Genomic DNA, 17,425 nt, shown 5'->3' with positions numbered 1-17,425 from the left:
GATCTACTCCTTCAGAACAGCTTCGATATATTTTTCCGGATTCAGCAGCGTCTCGGCCGCTTGATCAACGTAAGGCGACACCCATTCTGTACCCAACCCGAAGAGAAGAGACAGCAAGAGAAAAATAGCTGCCGGATAAAGAAGTCCTTTAGCTGTTCGATGATTTGGTTTTGGCGTTTCTTTTTCTTCGCCCCAAAACGCATGTATAAAGATCCTCAGCACAGAGTACAGTACGAGCAGACTTGAAAGCAGAATCAGCATGGATATCGTAAATTCACCTTCTGCGAAGCCGCCCTCCGCAATTTTAAATTTGCCGACAAATCCGCTCAGTGGCGGAATGCCTGCAAGAGAAATAGCGGAAATGAAAAACATCCATCCAAGAACAGGATAGCGTTTGATCAGCCCGCCCATTTTATGCAGGCTCGCGGTTCCAGTCAATGCGATCAGCGTACCTGCCAGCATAAACAAAGCGCCCTTAATCAGCATATCGTGAATCAGATAGTAGATCGCGCCCTGAATAGATGCGGGGGTGTGTACTGCCACACCGAACAAAATCACGCCGACAGCGGTAATAATGTTATAGATCACAATTTTCATGACATTCGAATAAGCGAGTGAACCGATGACACCAAAAATCACAGTCAGCGCCGCCAGCCAAATCATCAGCTGATGGGTAAAGGCTGTATCGTGAATAAAAATCAATGTGAAAACCCTCGCAATCGCATATAACCCGACTTTTGTCAGCAAAGCGCCGAACAACGCGGAGATTGCTGCCGGTGGCGCGTAATAAGAGCCTGGAAGCCAAAAGTAGAGGGGGAAAATTCCGCCCTTCATGCCAAATACCAAAAGCAGCAGGACACCAATCACAGTGATCAGCCCGGTTTGTCCTGTTTCGCTGATTTTCACGCTAAGATCCGCCATGTTTAACGTGCCGGTTACAGCGTATAAAAAGCCGACCCCTATGACAAACAGGGCAGACGACACGATATTAAACACAATATATTTAAGGGATTCGCGCAGCTGAATTTTTGTGCCGCCTAATACAATCAGCATATAGGAAGCAATAAGCAGAAGCTCAAAAAATACGTACATATTAAATAAATCGCCTGTTAAAAACGCTCCGCTGACGCCGGCAAGCAAGAACTGTACGCCGGAGTAGTAAAAGGAGCGCTCCCGTTTTTCACCGATAGAACGGAAGGAATAAAGCCCAACCAATAAACCGATGACCGCTGTTGTGAGAACGAGCAGGCTGGCGAATTGGTCTGCGGCAAGCACAATGCCGTACGGCGCTTTCCATCCGCCTAGGCTGAGTGTCTGGATGCCTTTTGTGAAGACAGTCTGTACAAGTATGCCGCTAATCACAATCCCGATGGCCGATGCCGCCGTGCTGAAGATTCTCATGAGCATAAGATTCTTCGTCATGAAAATCAGAAGAATAGCCGACAAAAGCGGGATCAGGATTGGCAAAATAACAAAATTATTCATGTTGATCATTTCCCCTCATTTGATCCATATCGTCCGATTTCAATTCCTGATAAGCGCGAAAGGCCATGACGAGGATGAATGACGTAACGCCAAAAGAAATGACAATTGCGGTCAAAATCAGGGCTTGCGGAAGCGGATCGACAAATGATTTGGCATGCTCGCTCAAAATCGGAGCGGCGCCTTTCTTTAATCCTCCCATAGTCAAAAGCATTAAATGAACGCCATGGCTTAACAGTGCTGTTCCGATAATGACGCGAAGCAGGCTTTTAGACAGCAGCAAATACGTGGCAGCCATAAAAATAATACCGGCTAATACAGCCATTAAGATTTCCATTATTCTTCCTCTCCAATCGTTTGAATAATGGTCATCGTTATGCCTACGACAACAAGATAAACGCCTAAATCAAATATCGTCGCTGTGGCGAGCTCCGTTTTCCCAAGGATCGGCAGCTGAAAGTATCCGAATGTGTGGGTTAAAAAAGGAGCCCCGAAGACAAAGGAGCCAACGCCTGTTAATACAGCGAGCAGAAGGCCGGCTCCCGCGACATAAATGAAATTGACCGGCAAAAGGGAACGCACGGTTTTTAAATCATACGCCAAGAGCAAGAGAACGATGGAAGAGGACGTGATCAGTCCGCCCACAAAGCCTCCTCCGGGCGCGTTATGCCCTGATAAAAATAAATAGAAAGAGAAAAGCAAAATGATAAAGGATACAAGCTTTGTCGCGGTTTGAAGAATCAAGTCATTTGTTTTTTGTTCATTCACCGCTTTTCCCCTCCTCTTTTACTTTTGTTTTAATCATGCTGTAAATGCCGAGAGCGGCTATCGTTAATACCGTAATTTCAAACATTGTATCAAATCCCCTGAAATCAACAAGAATGACATTGACGACATTATCCCCTCCGCCGAGATCGTGGCTGTGTTTGACAAAGAAGGACGCAATGCTGTCTTTTGTCCGCTGGCTTGAGGATGCGATGCCGAGCAGAGTAACGATAACACCGACGCCTAAAGAAATGATAAAATTCGTCATCCGGAACGTTCTCGTTTTTGTTTTCAGCCTCAGTTTCGGCAAATGGTAGAAGCAAAGCAGAAACAGTGCCACAGAAATCGTTTCAATGACGAGCTGAGTCAATGCCAAGTCCGGCGCTCTGAAAATGACAAAAAACAATGCAAGCGTATAACCGACAACACCGAGTGCAATGATCGCCGTCAGTCTTGACCTAGCAAAAACAGTCGCCACTGTGGCACTGATCATGACAAGCGTCAAAATGATTTCGTATACACCGATTTTAGCCATGCCTTCCGTTTTAAATGAAAATCCGCCTTTAATGGCAAAAGCTCCGCCTATCAGAATGATGAAACCAGCGAAGATATACAGCAAATAATCTCTTAAAAACCCGGTCATATATTGTTTTGTGACCCGGTAAGAGCCTTTCTCCATCAGAGTCAAAAGCTTATCGTATAACCGGTTGAGTGTGAGTTTCGAAGGAAACAGTTTATAGATTCCTTTCCACTTATTCAGCGACAAATAACCAATTGTTCCGATCACAACAATACCCGCAGTCATGAGCAATTCCGTTGTAACCCCATGCCACTGTGAAATGTGAACGTGGAATTTCTCATGGCCGGCAAGCAATGTCGGATAGATTGAGTTCATCGCAGGCTCTATCAAGCTGTACGACAATATATTCGGGAAAAAGAAGAGACTGACAGCCAAAGCGACAAGAATGACCGGTGGTACGAGCATGCCGACAGGCGCTTCGTGAGCCTGTTTTTCAAGCTGTTCAGGCTGGTAATTTCCTCTGAATGTTTTAAACAGCAATTTCATGCTGTAGATAAACGTAAATACACTTCCGATCCAGGCGAAAAGAGGGAACAGAACGCCCCATGTCTGCACGTTGAACAGGTCGAAATGTGTCACGCGAAGCATGCTTGTGAAAAACATTTCTTTACTCAAAAATCCGTTAAACGGCGGTAGGCCGGCCATTGAAAATGTCCCGATTAAGGAAATGGTAAAAGTAATCGGCATAATCGCCATCAGGCCGCCTAGCTTCCGGATATCCCGTGTGCCTGTTTCGTGATCGATAATCCCGACTGCCATAAACAAGCTTCCTTTAAAGGTTGCGTGGTTGATCAAATGGAAAATGGCAGCCATAGCGGCAACTGTATAATATTCTGTATGTCCGTAATGAAGGGCCGCAGCACTGACTCCGAGCATGGAGATGATCATGCCGAGCTGGCTGACGGTTGAAAACGCCAAAATCGATTTTAAATCAGTTTGTTTCACGGCATGGAATGAACCCCAAACCATCGTAAAGAGGCCAACGAGGGACACGATCCAAAACCACTGAGCTGAAAAGGCGAAAATAGGACTGAATCTCGCAATCACATAAATGCCGGCTTTTACCATAGTAGCTGAATGGAGATAAGCGCTGACAGGCGTCGGAGCTTCCATCGCGTCAGGGAGCCAGATGTAAAAAGGAAATTGCGCTGATTTCGTAAAAGCCCCTAATAAAATGAGAATCATAGCCGGGATAAACAATTCGTGGCCGGCAATTAATTGAACCTGGTGAACCATCTCTCGAATACTGAAGGAATCCGTTATCAAATAAAGGAGAATAAATCCGCCGAGCATGCACAGCCCGCCGCTGACCGTAATCAAAAGTGATTTGGCTGCGCCATAGCGCGACTTTTCCCGCTTATACCAATAGCCGATCAGCAAAAAGGATGAAAGGCTTGTAAGCTCCCAGAACATGTAGAGAACCATGACATTGTCTACTAGAACGACGCCGAGCATGGCGCCCATGAACATCAATAAGTAGACATAAAAGGGCCCAAGCTGTTCTTTTTCTTTCGATAAATAAAAAATGCTGTAAAGAGTGACCAAAGAGCCAATGCCTGTGATCAGTAAAGCGAATAATAACCCGAGGCCGTCTATATAAACGGTAAAGTTAATGCCGAGTGACGGAATCCACTCTAATACCGATCGAAGTGTTTCTCCAGATTGTGTCATCCTGATCATTGGGAGAAAGTATATAAACAGCAAGACGGGCAGGATCAACACAAACCAGCCCGTATGCACTCTTTTTGCGTATTTTGCCAAGAAGGGAATGATAAAAGCAAATAAAAAAGGCGATAAAATAGCAAGATGTAAGAGCTGCAAAGATAAGACCTCCTTTTCTCGTTCTCAATTGAAAAATGCGCTATGTATGAAATATACGGTCAAACGACCTAGTCCAAATTATATCGCACTTTTCTGCAAGCTGCCACGCTTCGAACTGCTGTAATGGGTTTTTATGAGTTCTTTTGACCTCAAAATAAGTCTAACAAAAAAGAGGTTATTTGTATATTTAAAATCAATCCTGATCAAGCTGAAGGTAAGGAGCTGGTCATGTGAAAAGAAAAGTCGTGATGTGCTCAGGTTTATTCTGCTCAGTATTTGCAGGGGCATTCATGTTGAATCAATATGACGGGCGCAGCGGTGTGGCGGCTAGTGATGAGTGGGAGCTGTATTTACTGGAGCACCACCTGTCAGCCAGAATGAGTGAGACGGAATCAAAGGATCTGCCGTTTGGTCCCCGAGAGTATATTCGGATTGTGAATAAATAAAAAAAGAGTTCCGCATAAAACGGAACTCTTTCTGTTTATGAAGTGAAAAAACGAAGCAAAACTGTCGCGCAAATAACTGTGCCTGCACCGCCGAGACGGGTTGAAATTTGGGCAAACGGCATAAGGCCCATTCTTCCTGATGCTGATAAAATGGCAACATCACCCGTTCCGCCGAGGCCGCTGTGGCAGCAAGTAACGATTGCGGATTCAACCGGATACATGTTCATCAGCTTGCCTACAAAATATCCAGAACCAATCATCGCGATAACAACTGAAATACAAATGATGACAAACGGAATAGAAATCACAGACGCTACGTCATCCAACGGAATAAAGAGGATGCCGAGACCGACCATCAGCGGCCATGTAAAGCTTGAAGAAATAAACTTATAAAGCTGGTAAGCGCCTTCTTCCATTTTTTTCGGAAGAATATTTGCATACTTGACAGCCGCAGCTGAAATAATCATTAAGATCGCGCCCGGGATGAAGATGAATTTCTCCAATAACCCGCCAAAAATAAAGAATGTACACGCGAGCAGAACTCCTGCTCCCATTAATTTGAAATCAATTTTTGCTTCGGCTTCTTTTTGATTAAAAATCTCATTTGCTTTTTTAGATTTTACGAGACGTCCGTTCCCATTTAGATCTGGACGCTTATCGCCAAGCTTTTTCATTAAGGCTGCACATATGATAGCAAAAACGTTTCCTATAATTGCGGCTGGAACCAGCTGAGACACAAATACATCAGCAGATGAGCCCAGTATTTGTGAGTAGGCGATTGAAAGCGGCAAAATTCCTTCGCCTATTCCCCCGGCAATAATCGGGACAACAACAAAGAAAAAGGAATCATAGGCACTATAGCCAAAAATAAATCCGACAAGGATGCCGGCTGCAATGGCCGCGATCGTTCCTGCAACCAGTGGAACGAACATTCTGATAAACCCCTGTATTAAAACAATTCTGTTCATACCGAGGATACTTCCCACAACAAGGCAAGCGATATAGAAATAAAGGAAGTTAGACGTTTTCATCAAGTTGGTTACAGCGTCTAAAGATGTTGAATTCAGTACATTGTAAAAGACTAAAAATGAAGGAACAAACAAAGATAAAATAGCAGGGCCTCCAATATCCTTCAATATCGGTATGCGTTGGCCTATGTCTCCGAGAAACACACCAAGAATCATAATAATGGCAAACCCGCCAAGCATATTTGCCGGCAGCTCATTGTAATAGGCTGCAAGAATAATAATAACAGCTAATACTGTGTATAAAGGCAGAGGAATCACACCGATTTCCCAAGACCAGATTTTTTGAAACAGGTTTTTCCCCTGTGAGTCTTTTTGCTCAGGTGAAATTGTCCCCGTTTTTGGAATTGCTCCCATGTCATACACCCCCATGTATTGTTTGTTACAGTCTACAAGAAAGCGTTAACACTTCATATTTTTTTAAGTTAAAAAACTAATAAACAATTAAATTAAGGGGGTCTTTTGGATTAGAAAAAAATCCCTGAGAATCATCTTCCCAGGGGAGAATGTTTTATCTTTTTCCTTTAATATAAGGCACGCCATTGGCTTTTGGCGCATCTGCCCGCCCGATAAAGCCGGTTAAAGCGAGAATCGTTAAGACATAAGGAGCCATCAGCATATACACATTTGGTATGTCTTTAAAAAGAGGGAGCAGCGATCCAATGATGCTTAAGCTTTGGGCGAATCCGAAAAACAGGGCGGCCCCCAGTGCTCCGATCGGATGCCATTTTCCGAATACAAGCGCTGCCAGGGCGATAAAGCCTTGCCCGGAGATGGTAGAGTGCGTGAAATCAAGCGCAATTGTGGAGGCATATACGCCGCCGCCGAGACCGCCGAACAATCCGCTGATCATCACACCGATGTAGCGCATTTTATATACGTTGATTCCCATCGTATCGGCCGCCATCGGATGCTCTCCGACAGAACGGATACGAAGGCCGAACGGCGTTTTGAACAAGATAAACCAGGAAATAAAGGCAAGTGCTATTGCAAGAATAGACGTATAATAGACATCCGAAAAGAAGATCTTTCCCAAGACGGGAATATCGCCCAAACCGGGGATTTTCGTCTTATAAAAAGGCTCTGGGATTTTGTCTGTCTGCGCTTTGCCGTAGATCAGTTTGACGATAAATAAAGTTGCCCCAAGCGCCAGCATGTTAATGGCGACACCGCTGACTGTCTGGTCGGCGCGAAACGAAATCGCCGCTGCCGCGTGAATCAGTGAAAACAGGGCGCCTGCTGCCATGGCGGCAAGGAGCGAAAGCCAAGGTGCGGCGGCACCTAATTCCGGACCAAAAAATAAATTAAATAACACGCTGGTGAACGCCCCGATAATCATGAGGCCTTCTAGGCCGATATTCACCACACCTGATCTCTCGGAAAACACGCCGCCGAGAGCAGTTAAAATAAGCGGGGCCGCATAGACGAGTGTTGCAGGGACAATGATAGATAAAATCTGCACAATGTCCACTTAGTTCGCCCCCTTTTTCTTCAATTTGCCCATGACGAAACGAATCGCATAGCTTGAAGCCACAAACAGAATAATAATAGCAATCACAATATCAACGACCTCTGATGGAACGCCTGATTCAATCGGCATATTTAATGCGCCGATTTTCAGCCCGCCAAGCAGGCATGCTGCCAGTATAACCCCGATGGCTGTGTTTCCCCCGAGAAGAGCGACAGCGATACCGTCAAAGCCTACGCCGGTAAATGCGCCTTTCACTGCTGCGTATTCGAATGTTCCTAGCCCCTCCATGGCTCCGGCAAGGCCTGCAAAAGCGCCGGAGATAAGCATGGAGGTCATGATATTCTTCCGCACGCTCATGCCGGCATACTGGGAAGCGTGCTGGTTAAACCCGACCGCCCGGAGCTCAAATCCTTTTGTAGTTTTGTTGATGATAAACCACATGATAACTGCTGCGAGAAGGGCAACGATGATTCCCAAATGCAGCCGTGAGTAATCGGTGATCTGTTCAAGAAAAGGAGAGCGGAGGGAGGCGGATTCGTGAATTTTCCCCGTCTTGTCCTGATGATCTGTCAAGACGTTTGAAATGATGTAATTGGTCATGTGCAGCGCGATATAATTCATCATAATGGTGACAATGACTTCATGAACGTAAAATCGCGCTTTCAAAATGCCGGGAATAAACCCCCATAATCCTCCTGCAGCTGCCGCTGTAACCAATGCGAGCGGCAAGTGAATATATGCCGGTCCGTCAAACGCCGTACCGACCCAAACCGCTGCTGTCCAGCCGACGAGCAGCTGTCCCTCGACGCCGATATTAAAGAGTCCCGTTCGGAATGCAAACGCGACAGCCAATCCGGATAAAATATAAGGCGTAATTTGCCGGATTGTTTCTCCGACATAATAGATCTCTCCGAATATCCCATTCCACAAAGCCGAATATCCGCTGGCCACACTGTAGCCGCTCACAAGCATAATCAACGCGCCGGCCGCAAGACCAAGTATGATTGCGATGAGCGGCACGAGTAAATGAGAGAGTCGTTTAACCATTTGCTTTCCCCGCTTCCTTTTGCGTGCTTCCTGCCATCAAGAGACCAAGCTCCTGTTCAGTGGTTTCCTGCGGATTAACGCTGGCGATAATGCGTCCTTCAAAAATAACGGCGATTCTGTCACTGAGATTCATAATTTCTTCAAGCTCAAACGAGAGGAGAAGAACGGCTTTCCCGGCATCACGCTGCTCAATGAGCTTTTTATGGACAAATTCAATCGCTCCGACATCAAGGCCGCGAGTCGGCTGGGCGGCAATTAATAAATCAGGATTTCTGTCTACTTCCCGCCCGATAATCGCTTTTTGCTGGTTTCCGCCTGACAATGCCCGAGCGTGTGTATATTCATCCGGCGTTCTGACGTCGTACTCGCTGATCAGGCTGCGTGCTTTTTTGTACATTTCGCCTTTATGTAAAACGCCCAATGCTGAATACGGCTTTTTGTAATAGCTTTGCAGCAGGATATTCTCTCCGATTGGAAAATCAAGGACGAGACCGTGTTTATGGCGATCCTGAGGAATATGCCCGATCCCGGATTCAGTGATTTTTCTTGGCGTCAGGTTTTGGATCTGTTTTCCGTTTAAGGTGATTGTTCCTGAATCTGTTTTGCGGAGTCCTGTCACCGCTTCGATCAGCTCAGATTGCCCGTTTCCGTCGACGCCTGCTATGCCGACTATTTCTCCCGCTTTGACAGAAAGAGACAAATCTCTGACTGTCTCTATTCCGCGGGTATCCTTTACAGTTATGCCGTCAATCGCAAGCACTTCCGCTCCCGGCTGAGCAGCTCTCTTTTCGGTTTTGAACGATACCTCACGGCCGACCATTAGACTGGCGAGTTCGTCTTGGTTTGTATCACGGACATCAAGGGTTTTGATGCCTTTTCCTTTACGGATAACCGTAACGCGGTCACAAATCTCCATAATCTCTTTCAGCTTATGGGTGATTAAGATGATGGACTTCCCTTCTTTGACCAGGTTCTTCATAATTTGCATCAGTTCCTTAATTTCATGAGGCGTCAAAACAGCCGTCGGTTCATCAAAAATCAGAATGTCGGCACCGCGGTAGAGGGTTTTTAATATTTCTGCGCGCTGCTGCATACCGACTGATATGTCAGCTGCTTTTGCTTCAGGATGGATCTGCAGGCCGTATCGATCGGAAATGTCCTGCACCTCTTGGCCAGCACGCTTCCGGTCAATTCTGCCAAACTTCTTTGGCTCCTTCCCGAGAATAATATTTTCAGCAACTGTAAAGGTGTCAACAAGCATAAAGTGCTGGTGCACCATTCCAATTCCAAGGTCATTCGCTTTGTTCGGGCTGTTGATGTGCACCTTCTCGCCGCGCACCCGAATTTCACCCCGCTCCGGCTGATACAGCCCGAAAAGGACATTCATCAATGTTGATTTCCCCGCTCCGTTTTCACCGAGCAACGCGTGTATTTCGCCTTTTTTGACTTGAAGATTGATATTGTCATTGGCGACGATACCTGGAAACGCCTTGCGGATATTGAGCATTTCAATGACATATTCCATTGATTGACCGCTCCTTTATTTCAAAATAAAAGAAAAACAAGGGATAAGGGCTCGACCTCCTTATCCCTGCGATTCTTATTCAGCTTTGAAGGTTTTCAGCTCTTTCTCAGTTGCCGGGACTTCCAATCCGTCGATGATTTTTTTCTTCCATTTATCGACCGCTTTGATCACATCATCCGATAGATTTTGTTTAGATGGAGAAATGCCGACTCCGTCTTGATCAAGCCCGTAGGTAAGTGTTTCGCCGCCCGGGAACTTTCCGTCACTCGCTTTTTTCGTTACATCTTCAACGACTGTATCTACTTTTTTCACCATGGAAGTGAGGGTGACGTTATCATCTGTTCCTTCTACCTGGCCTTCTGCGTATTGGTCTTTATCGACACCGATGACCCAGACATCGCGTTTTGGATCTTCTTTCTTCAGGTTTTTCGCTTCAGTAAAGACGCCTGTGCCAGTGGCGCCCGCAGAGTGATAAATAACATCTACGCCTGATTTATACATGCTTTCGGCGGTTGCTTTGCCGACATCGGCTTTATCGAACCCCCCTGCGTATTTCACTTCTACAACGGCTTTAGGGATAACTGCTTGCACGCCGGCACGGAAGCCGACCTCGAATTTTTTGATTAACTCTGATTCCATGCCGCCTACAAAGCCGATTTTTCCTGATTTGCTTGATAGGGCTGCGGCCACTCCGACGAGAAATGAGCCTTCCTGCTCTTTAAACGTAATACTTGCGACGTTGTCTTTATCGACAACAGCATCTATAATCGCAAAGTTTGTATTTTTGCGCTGATCAGCAATTTCGCTGATTGAATCCTCCATTAAGTAGCCGACGCCGTAAATTAAGTCAAAATTCTCACGCGCCAATTTATTTAAGTTCGTTGTATAGTCTGCATCTGATTTGGATTGAAGATAGTCGTAACCGTTTTTGCCTTTTTTCAGCCCATTCTCTTTCCCAAAGGCTTGGATGCCTTCCCAGGCTGATTGGTTGAAGGATTTGTCATCCACTCCGCCTACGTCAGTAACCATCGCCACACTGAATTTGTTTTTGCCTTCGCCTGAGCCGCTGCTTTTTTCGCTGTTTCCGCATGCTCCTAAAATGGTGCCTGCTGCGATCACAAGTGACATCGCCAATCCGATTTTTCGTTTATTCAAGATATAACCCCCCAGAAAAATTTGGTTCAAAGCTGATCCGGCCAGTCATGTGATGGGCTGTCCTGAACAATTTCTTAGAATCGATAAAATTTTCTGATAATAACAAATGGAATGCGCTGAGACAGTTCTATTCTTCCCTGAATAAGCGTGGTGTGAGTATTTCCTTCGAAAGGCGGGGAAGAGAAGGATGCGGAAGGCGTTCCGGGCGGAAAACCGTGACATCGTTTTCTGAAGTAAGACTTATGACTTAGTTTTTCGGGATCAACTAACCAATCATAATTTATCATTTAACTAATAAGAAATAAATAGAATTTCGCATAATTTTTTAAAAAGTATCTATTTTTAGAATTGTTTGCTTAAAAATGTGAAAGGCCCTTTGTTATTCTTGTATAACTTATCAACAATAGAATCAAGCATCTTGGCAAGAGATATGACAGGAAAAACGCACTGCTCAAAGCGAGCAGTGCGTTTTCTTATAGATATTGCTTTATTCCGTTAAGGTTACTGTTGTTGACGTTGTACTGAAACACAGGTCTTCCGATCGTTCCGTACGCCATTTCTACATTCAGAACCTGTATATCTTCAAGAAACTTTAAGTATTTTCGTATGGATACTTGAGAGATTTCTGTGTGCTTTGCCAAGTCTTCTGTCGTAAAAGATTCATTTTCAAATGACTGGATACTGGACCAGATCAGCTTCAGCGTGCTTTTTGTCAGGCCTTTAGGAAGCTGCACTTTTTCTGTTGCTTCTTTCTTTTGAAAAAGCTCGGCGTCCAGTTCTTTTTGGCTCATGTTGCGATGGGTTGAATACACCTTTTGTTTTCGTCTGTAATCAGACAGAGCCGTTTGGAAACGTTCAAATTCAAACGGTTTGATTAAATAATCAACAGCTCCGTACCGAAGTGTTTTCTTGATCACGTCAAGCTCGCTGGCCGCTGAGATGACAATCACGTCAACCGCTTCATTTTGTGCTCTCAATTCCGTCAGCAGTTCCAGCCCGTTTTTTCCCGGCATATAAATATCAAGCAAAATGAGGTCGATATGGTGCTCGCCTAAAATATGCAGAGCGCTTTGAAAGGAAGAAGCGATGCCTTTCAGCTGAAAGCCATCTATTTGGCTTAAGTATCGTTTATTTAATTCACCCACCATGGGGTCATCTTCAACTATTAGTACATTAATCATGATTTTCCTCCTTCGGTTCGTACGGGATGCGAATACTGAATGTCGTTCCTTCATTCTTTTCGCTTGTGAGGATCATTTGGCCTTTTAAATTTTCGATGCTTTGCTGTGTGAAATAAAGGCCGAATCCCCGGTTTTTGCCCTTTGTTGAATAGCCTTGTTCAAATACTTTGGCTTGGTCTTCTTCAGACATGCCTGCTCCAGTATCGGTAATTTCAATATCAAGTATGCTGTTATGGAAGCGCATGGACATGGTGATTTGTTTTTTCGGCATATCGGCAACGGCGTCTAAGCCATTGTTGATGAGATTTCCGATGATTGTAATAAGTTCATGGATGACAGAAGGGTCTGCCGCGTTCGGGATGACACCGTTGCATTCAATATCAAGATTTGCGCCCTGCTCACGTATGAAGCTTTGCTTTCCGAGCAGAAAACCGGCCAGTACGGAGCTTTTGACATCATTTATAATTTCACTTGTTTCTGATTTTTGCTGAATGGCAATATCTTTAATATAATCTCCAAGATCGTCATACTCTTTCAGCTGGACGAGCCCTAATATCACATGCAGTTTGTTCATAAATTCATGAGACTGCGCTCTCAGTGCGTTTGCATACATTTTAACACCGGAAAGCTGTTCAGCTAAATGTTTTACCTCGGTCTTGTCGCGGAATGTTGCAATCGCTCCGACAGTTTGTCCTTTCAGCTGGATAGGAACTTCATTAAACACAAGCTCCAGCCCGTTAATGCGGACGTCTCTGTCTTGAAGAGGTTTTTTTGTCTCAATGACCTTTTTCAAGCGGCTTTTCGGCAAGATGTCATCTACATCCTGATCAATGGGATTTGTGTTGATGCCCATTTTGACGAATAGGCGTTTTGCTTCCGCGTTGGCAAGTTTAATTTTGCCATGTTCATCGACAGCGAGTATTCCTTCCTTCGTCGATTCCAGCATCGCGCTCCGTTCTTCAAGCAGAGTCGCAATTTCATAAGGTTCAAGTCCGTACATGATATTTTTCACTGTACGGGCGACGATAACGGCTCCGATCACACCGACGAAGATGCTGACGCAAATAATAAAGTAAAGCGGCCGTAAGCTATGGCTGATCACTTCATCAATTTCATTTACGGTGATGCCGACCGCGACTGCACCGACTTGTTTTCCATTCTCCGCGTAGACAGGGACGAACGCTCTCTGCGATTTCCCGAGCGTGCCAGAGGCTGTGCTGATATGGACATGCCCTTTTAATACCTCGGACTCATCACCGCCTCTGAATTTTTTTCCGATTTTGCTCGGGTCAGGATGAGTTTTGCGGATACCGCTCATATCCATGACGACAACAAATTCCGTGCCGGTGATTTTCTGAACCCGCTTTGTGTAGCTCTGCAGTTCCTTTTGTTTTTTCCCGTTTTCTAAAGCAGCGGCTGTCATCGGCGCCTCAGCTACCATTTCAGCAGTCTGCAGCGCAGTGGCCTTTTCCTGATCTCTAATCCGTTTGGTGGTTTGGGCACCGACTGTAAAAAACGTAATGAGCAATGCGATTAATACAACGATACAAACAAATATGGTGAGTCTGGTTTGCAGTTTTAATGTTTTTTTCATATAAAACTTCCTTACGTTTTATGATTCCTGCGTACTACTTTACTCTCAAAATGCTGCTTTGTGAAGATTTGGGACCGTAATTCGTAAAAAGGAGAAAAAATGGAATAATTTATCTTGTCAATGTGTTTTAAGTCCTCCATAATAAATGAGGTAGATTATAGAAAGGGACTTTTTTATATGAAAAATACTTATTTGACAGGATATTTTCCGCTGATTGCGATCCTGCTTTTTAGTTCGTCCTTATCCATCTCAACTTCACTTTATGCGTTGAAGATGCTGTCTTCATTTGGAATGTATGATGGAATGCTCGATTATTTTTCAGAGAAAGGAATCAGGCTTGCGTTATTTGCTGCCTTTGCACTTTTATATTTTATGGTTCTGTCCGCTCTGAAATTAATTGCAAATACCGTGACCGAGCTGTCATTGCTGTTTTTTGCTAATGATCCGGAAGGGAACAACCTGAAAAAACTCAGAATGGGTTCCATGATTTATTTGGGCGGCGGGATTTTATCCTTTGTGCTCTTGCAAAATGTCATTTGGATTGTGATCTGGTTTGCGGTCGTCACGCTCGCTTACTTTGTGTTTACCGTATACCGGATTTATTCGACGCTTTCTCTCATGTCATTAGTTGGATTCATTCTATTGGAACTGCTGTTTTGGTTTACCTTTGTTATCGGTATTCTGTTCATATTTATCAAGCTTTATAATAGCATAATGGCTAGCTTACCTGTGTAAGCTAGCCATTTCAGCGTTTGGTGGTCAGATTTGCGCTTCGTGCTCTGTACGCAATGAAACGGCGGCTAGATTCTCAGGTTTCCGCCGTTTCACAACTTCAAAAGTTTTCAATCACGCTGAATAGATGACAAAATCCTAAAACGAAGCCGTTTTAGGATTTTGTCAACAATCTGTGATGGCTAGCTTCCTAGCCATTTTTTATTTACGGTAAAAATCTTTTTTTAATAGAAGGGGAGGGGAGCATACATTCATTTTTTTTGCCAAACCACTTATAGCGGTTGTTGGCAATGAAAGAATAGACCATATCTCTGACAGGCTTCGGTACTGCGAAAAACAGGACGAAGAGCCGCCATGGGCCTCGCAGATGCCTGAAAACCTTAATGGCTGCAGTTGACTTTGTGTGCACTTGGCCGTCTTCAATAAAGACAAAGCTGTCAAACCGATCAGTCGGAAGCCCGCTTTTTTTCAGCAGGCTCTGTCCTGTTTCCGACTGCAGCGATGTGAAAGAAATCAATCCGTCCGGATCACGTTTAATGATAAATTGCACGGCGCCATTGCATAAATTGCAGACACCGTCAAACAGCAAAACGCGATTTGGAATTTGTTCTGAAGTCACTCCATATCCCCTCCGATCCTTTAATAAGCAGCTTGCAGCGTTCCTTTCCAGATGGAAAGCTGAGGGCTGATGCTGTGAAGATATTCAACGCTGGTCGGTGTATCCTTTCCGACCCAGACACCCATTGTATACGTATCAGTCAGGCCGACAAACCACATATCGTGATAATCATTTGATGTTCCGGTTTTACCGCCGATGTAAGGCGCATTGAAATATGCTTTTTTCCCTGTTCCGCTTTTCACAACGGAAGACATCAGTTTTTTCAGCTGCATGTTCGTGCGGACGCTGAATATTTGAGTCGCTTTATCATTCCATTTATAAAGTGTTTTTCCTTTAAGGTCTGTCACCTTTGTAATCGCATGGCTCGGCGTATAGCTTCCGCTGTTGCCGAATGTCGTATAAGCCTTTGTCATCTCAAGAGGCGTCATGCCGTTTGTAAATCCGCCAAGCGCCGCCGGAAGAAGATAGTCACTGTCGACCAGTTTGGCAAAATGATACGGCTCAATATAACTGAATGCCTTTTGGATGCCGACGCGGTCGAGCATTCTAATAGCCGGTGTATTATATGAATTTTTAAACGCCGTATCAAGCGTCACTGTGCCGTAAGTGCGGTTATTGTAGTTTTGCGGACAGTAGTCTTTGCTGCAAAACTTGCTGGCATCAATGGTGCTGCTTCCTGTCGCGCCGGTCTGTTCAATATAAGGGCCGTAATCAAGAAGCGGCTTAATGGATGAACCCGGCTGCCTGTACGCCTGGTAGGCGCGGTTAAAGTCATATTTTTGATAGTTTTTCCCGCCGGATAGAGCGATGATTTGATGCGTCTGGTGATTAATCACAGCCGCTCCGCCCTGTACGTCCGCATACGGGAGCTTGGAATTCATTTGTGCCACAACTTGATTTTGCATGTACGGATCAAGTGCAGTATAAATTTTCACGCCGTCTTTCATCAGCGTGCTGACTCTTGCGGACAGCTCGTTTTCGATCTTTTCTTTTTGTTTTCCTGATGCTTTTTGAAGGCGTTTATCAAAGCCTTCTGATTCAGACACCAGCTGAGTGAATTCATCATTGACGTAGGAAACGTAGTCAGGATATTTGTCTTCTCTTTTTTCAACATCCAGTTTGATTTTTTGTTTTACGGCTTTTTTCAGCTCTTTGTCCGTAATGACCCCGGCATCTTTTAGCCCTTTAAGCAAACGTTCTTGACGGCTTTTCGTGTAGTCAAAATGCTTGAGAGGATCATATAATGTAGGGTTATTAGGTATAGCACAGATAAAAGCCATTTCTCCCACTGTGAGAGATTTCAGCGGTTTGCTGAAATAGAATTCAGCCGCTGAACCGACGCCATAAACACCATTGTTAAAATAAATGGTATTTAAGTAAGCTTCAAGAATTTCATTTTTCGTATATTTTTTCTCGAGCTGATAGGAATACGCGAGCTCTGTCAGCTTGCGGCTGAAGGAGCGTTCGTGGCTCAAATACAAGTTTCTTGAAAGCTGCTGTGTGATGGTGCTGGCACCCTGGTCAATTTTCTTGTCTTTTACGTTAGAAGCAGTAGCCCGCACCATTCCCATAAAGTCAAAGCCTTTATGCTCGTAAAAATGGCGGTCCTCAGATGTTAAGAAAATCTGTTTGACTTCCTCGGGAATCTTGTTAAATGGAACGAGCACACGGTTTTCGTGGTCGCTGACGATTTCCGAGACAAGGGAGCCGTCCCTGTCATACATGTAGCTGTTCTGAACAAGGCTGATATCTTTCAGATTAATATTTTTATCAAGCACCTGATCCAGGGACTTCATTTGTTTTACTTCTTTTCCGGAAGCGATAACTGTAAATGCAAACAATGGGATTATGCAAAGGAGCAAAATCCATCCGATTATTTTTCGTAACATGGTCACTCTCTTTTCTCCTAAATTCTAGCCATATCGTACCATTCTTTTGAGATTACGAGAAGGTTAAATTTAGAAGATTCCTCAGTTTTTTCT

At 44.6% G+C, this 17,425-nt stretch carries 15 protein-coding genes; 2 read left to right on the top strand and 13 right to left on the bottom strand.

From position 1 onward, the window contains the following. Window positions 1–3: 3 nt before the first annotated feature. The 4 genes from NX903_RS15340 to NX903_RS15325 are packed head-to-tail and all read right to left on the bottom strand — an operon-like array spanning window position 4 to window position 4,648. Entirely contained in the window at window positions 4–1,485 is a 1,482-nt protein-coding gene (locus tag NX903_RS15340) for a Na+/H+ antiporter subunit D (RefSeq protein ID WP_032726793.1), read from the bottom strand. After that, window positions 1,478–1,819, bottom strand: coding sequence for a Na(+)/H(+) antiporter subunit C (locus tag NX903_RS15335; RefSeq protein WP_003220730.1), 342 nt, complete (start codon window positions 1,817–1,819; stop codon window positions 1,478–1,480). Before NX903_RS15335 ends, NX903_RS15340 begins: the two co-directional genes overlap by 8 nt. Further along, window positions 1,819–2,250 (bottom strand): Na(+)/H(+) antiporter subunit B, encoded by a 432-nt coding sequence (locus NX903_RS15330; RefSeq protein ID WP_003228819.1) that lies wholly within the window; start codon window positions 2,248–2,250, stop codon window positions 1,819–1,821. Before NX903_RS15330 ends, NX903_RS15335 begins: the two co-directional genes overlap by 1 nt. Further along, window positions 2,243–4,648, bottom strand: coding sequence for a Na+/H+ antiporter subunit A (locus NX903_RS15325; RefSeq protein ID WP_046381298.1), 2,406 nt, complete (start codon window positions 4,646–4,648; stop codon window positions 2,243–2,245). The genes NX903_RS15330 and NX903_RS15325 overlap by 8 nt, the downstream gene beginning before the upstream one ends. Before the next feature lie 230 nt (window positions 4,649–4,878). On the opposite strand from NX903_RS15325, the gene NX903_RS15320 reads away from it, so the two are divergent. Then, window positions 4,879–5,094: a hypothetical protein gene (locus NX903_RS15320; protein ID WP_015483630.1), complete on the top strand. Its 216-nt coding sequence runs from the start codon at window positions 4,879–4,881 to the stop codon at window positions 5,092–5,094. A gap of 35 nt (window positions 5,095–5,129) precedes the next feature. Here NX903_RS15320 and maeN read toward each other — a convergent pair whose 3' ends face one another. The 7 genes from maeN to maeL form a co-directional block, all read right to left on the bottom strand. Then, window positions 5,130–6,476, bottom strand: coding sequence for a sodium/malate symporter MaeN (gene maeN / locus NX903_RS15315; protein WP_086344257.1), 1,347 nt, complete (start codon window positions 6,474–6,476; stop codon window positions 5,130–5,132). Window positions 6,477–6,630: 154 nt separating this feature from the next. Further along, complete coding sequence (gene nupQ / locus NX903_RS15310) at window positions 6,631–7,590, bottom strand: guanosine ABC transporter permease NupQ (RefSeq protein WP_014480697.1); 960 nt, start codon at window positions 7,588–7,590, stop codon at window positions 6,631–6,633. Beyond that, complete coding sequence (nupP, locus tag NX903_RS15305) at window positions 7,591–8,637, bottom strand: guanosine ABC transporter permease NupP (protein ID WP_086344256.1); 1,047 nt, start codon at window positions 8,635–8,637, stop codon at window positions 7,591–7,593. It lies immediately after the preceding gene. Continuing rightward, a complete protein-coding gene (nupO, locus tag NX903_RS15300) occupies window positions 8,630–10,162 on the bottom strand; it encodes a guanosine ABC transporter ATP-binding protein NupO (RefSeq protein WP_029725864.1) in 1,533 nt (510 codons plus the stop codon). The genes nupP and nupO overlap by 8 nt, the downstream gene beginning before the upstream one ends. Window positions 10,163–10,237: 75 nt before the next feature. Beyond that, window positions 10,238–11,317 (bottom strand): guanosine ABC transporter substrate-binding protein NupN, encoded by a 1,080-nt coding sequence (gene nupN, locus NX903_RS15295; protein WP_086344255.1) that lies wholly within the window; start codon window positions 11,315–11,317, stop codon window positions 10,238–10,240. A 473-nt stretch (window positions 11,318–11,790) separates the two neighbouring features. Next, window positions 11,791–12,498 (bottom strand): two-component system response regulator MaeM, encoded by a 708-nt coding sequence (gene maeM / locus NX903_RS15290; protein ID WP_014477821.1) that lies wholly within the window; start codon window positions 12,496–12,498, stop codon window positions 11,791–11,793. Beyond that, window positions 12,491–14,092, bottom strand: a complete 1,602-nt coding sequence (gene maeL / locus NX903_RS15285) for a two-component system sensor histidine kinase MaeL (protein WP_024573643.1) — start codon at window positions 14,090–14,092, stop codon at window positions 12,491–12,493. Before maeL ends, maeM begins: the two co-directional genes overlap by 8 nt. Window positions 14,093–14,269: 177 nt before the next feature. Here maeL and NX903_RS15280 point away from each other — a divergent pair, with 177 nt between their 5' ends. Next, the gene (locus NX903_RS15280; protein ID WP_003228837.1) at window positions 14,270–14,827 is read left to right on the top strand and encodes a YufK family protein; all 558 of its coding nucleotides are present in this window, start codon (window positions 14,270–14,272) and stop codon (window positions 14,825–14,827) included. A 202-nt stretch (window positions 14,828–15,029) separates the two neighbouring features. On the opposite strand, the gene NX903_RS15275 is transcribed toward NX903_RS15280, so the two are convergent. Both NX903_RS15275 and NX903_RS15270 read right to left on the bottom strand, forming a co-directional pair. Further along, complete coding sequence (locus tag NX903_RS15275; RefSeq protein ID WP_043858567.1) at window positions 15,030–15,443, bottom strand: thiol-disulfide oxidoreductase DCC family protein; 414 nt, start codon at window positions 15,441–15,443, stop codon at window positions 15,030–15,032. A 20-nt stretch (window positions 15,444–15,463) separates the two neighbouring features. Further along, window positions 15,464–17,338 (bottom strand): transglycosylase domain-containing protein, encoded by a 1,875-nt coding sequence (locus tag NX903_RS15270; protein WP_080262700.1) that lies wholly within the window; start codon window positions 17,336–17,338, stop codon window positions 15,464–15,466. Window positions 17,339–17,425 lie beyond the last annotated feature (87 nt).

Source organism: Bacillus sp. FSL R5-0576 (genome assembly GCF_038004765.1).
In the GTDB taxonomy this organism is placed as follows: Bacteria; Bacillota; Bacilli; order Bacillales; family Bacillaceae; genus Bacillus; species Bacillus subtilis.
The sequence above is the reverse complement of the archived record's forward strand: the minus strand, read 5'-3'. Positions and strand labels throughout refer to the sequence as shown.

Coding starts and splice junctions, on each gene's coding strand:
- NX903_RS15335 (WP_003220730.1), bottom strand. CDS start 1,819: ATGGAAATCTTAATGGCTGTATTAGCCGGTATTATTTTTATGGCTGCC.
- NX903_RS15280 (WP_003228837.1), top strand. CDS start 14,270: ATGAAAAATACTTATTTGACAGGATATTTTCCGCTGATTGCGATCCTG.
- NX903_RS15340 (WP_032726793.1), bottom strand. CDS start 1,485: ATGAATAATTTTGTTATTTTGCCAATCCTGATCCCGCTTTTGTCGGCT.
- maeM (WP_014477821.1), bottom strand. CDS start 12,498: ATGATTAATGTACTAATAGTTGAAGATGACCCCATGGTGGGTGAATTA.
- nupP (WP_086344256.1), bottom strand. CDS start 8,637: ATGGTTAAACGACTCTCTCATTTACTCGTGCCGCTCATCGCAATCATA.
- nupO (WP_029725864.1), bottom strand. CDS start 10,162: ATGGAATATGTCATTGAAATGCTCAATATCCGCAAGGCGTTTCCAGGT.
- maeL (WP_024573643.1), bottom strand. CDS start 14,092: ATGAAAAAAACATTAAAACTGCAAACCAGACTCACCATATTTGTTTGT.
- maeN (WP_086344257.1), bottom strand. CDS start 6,476: ATGGGAGCAATTCCAAAAACGGGGACAATTTCACCTGAGCAAAAAGAC.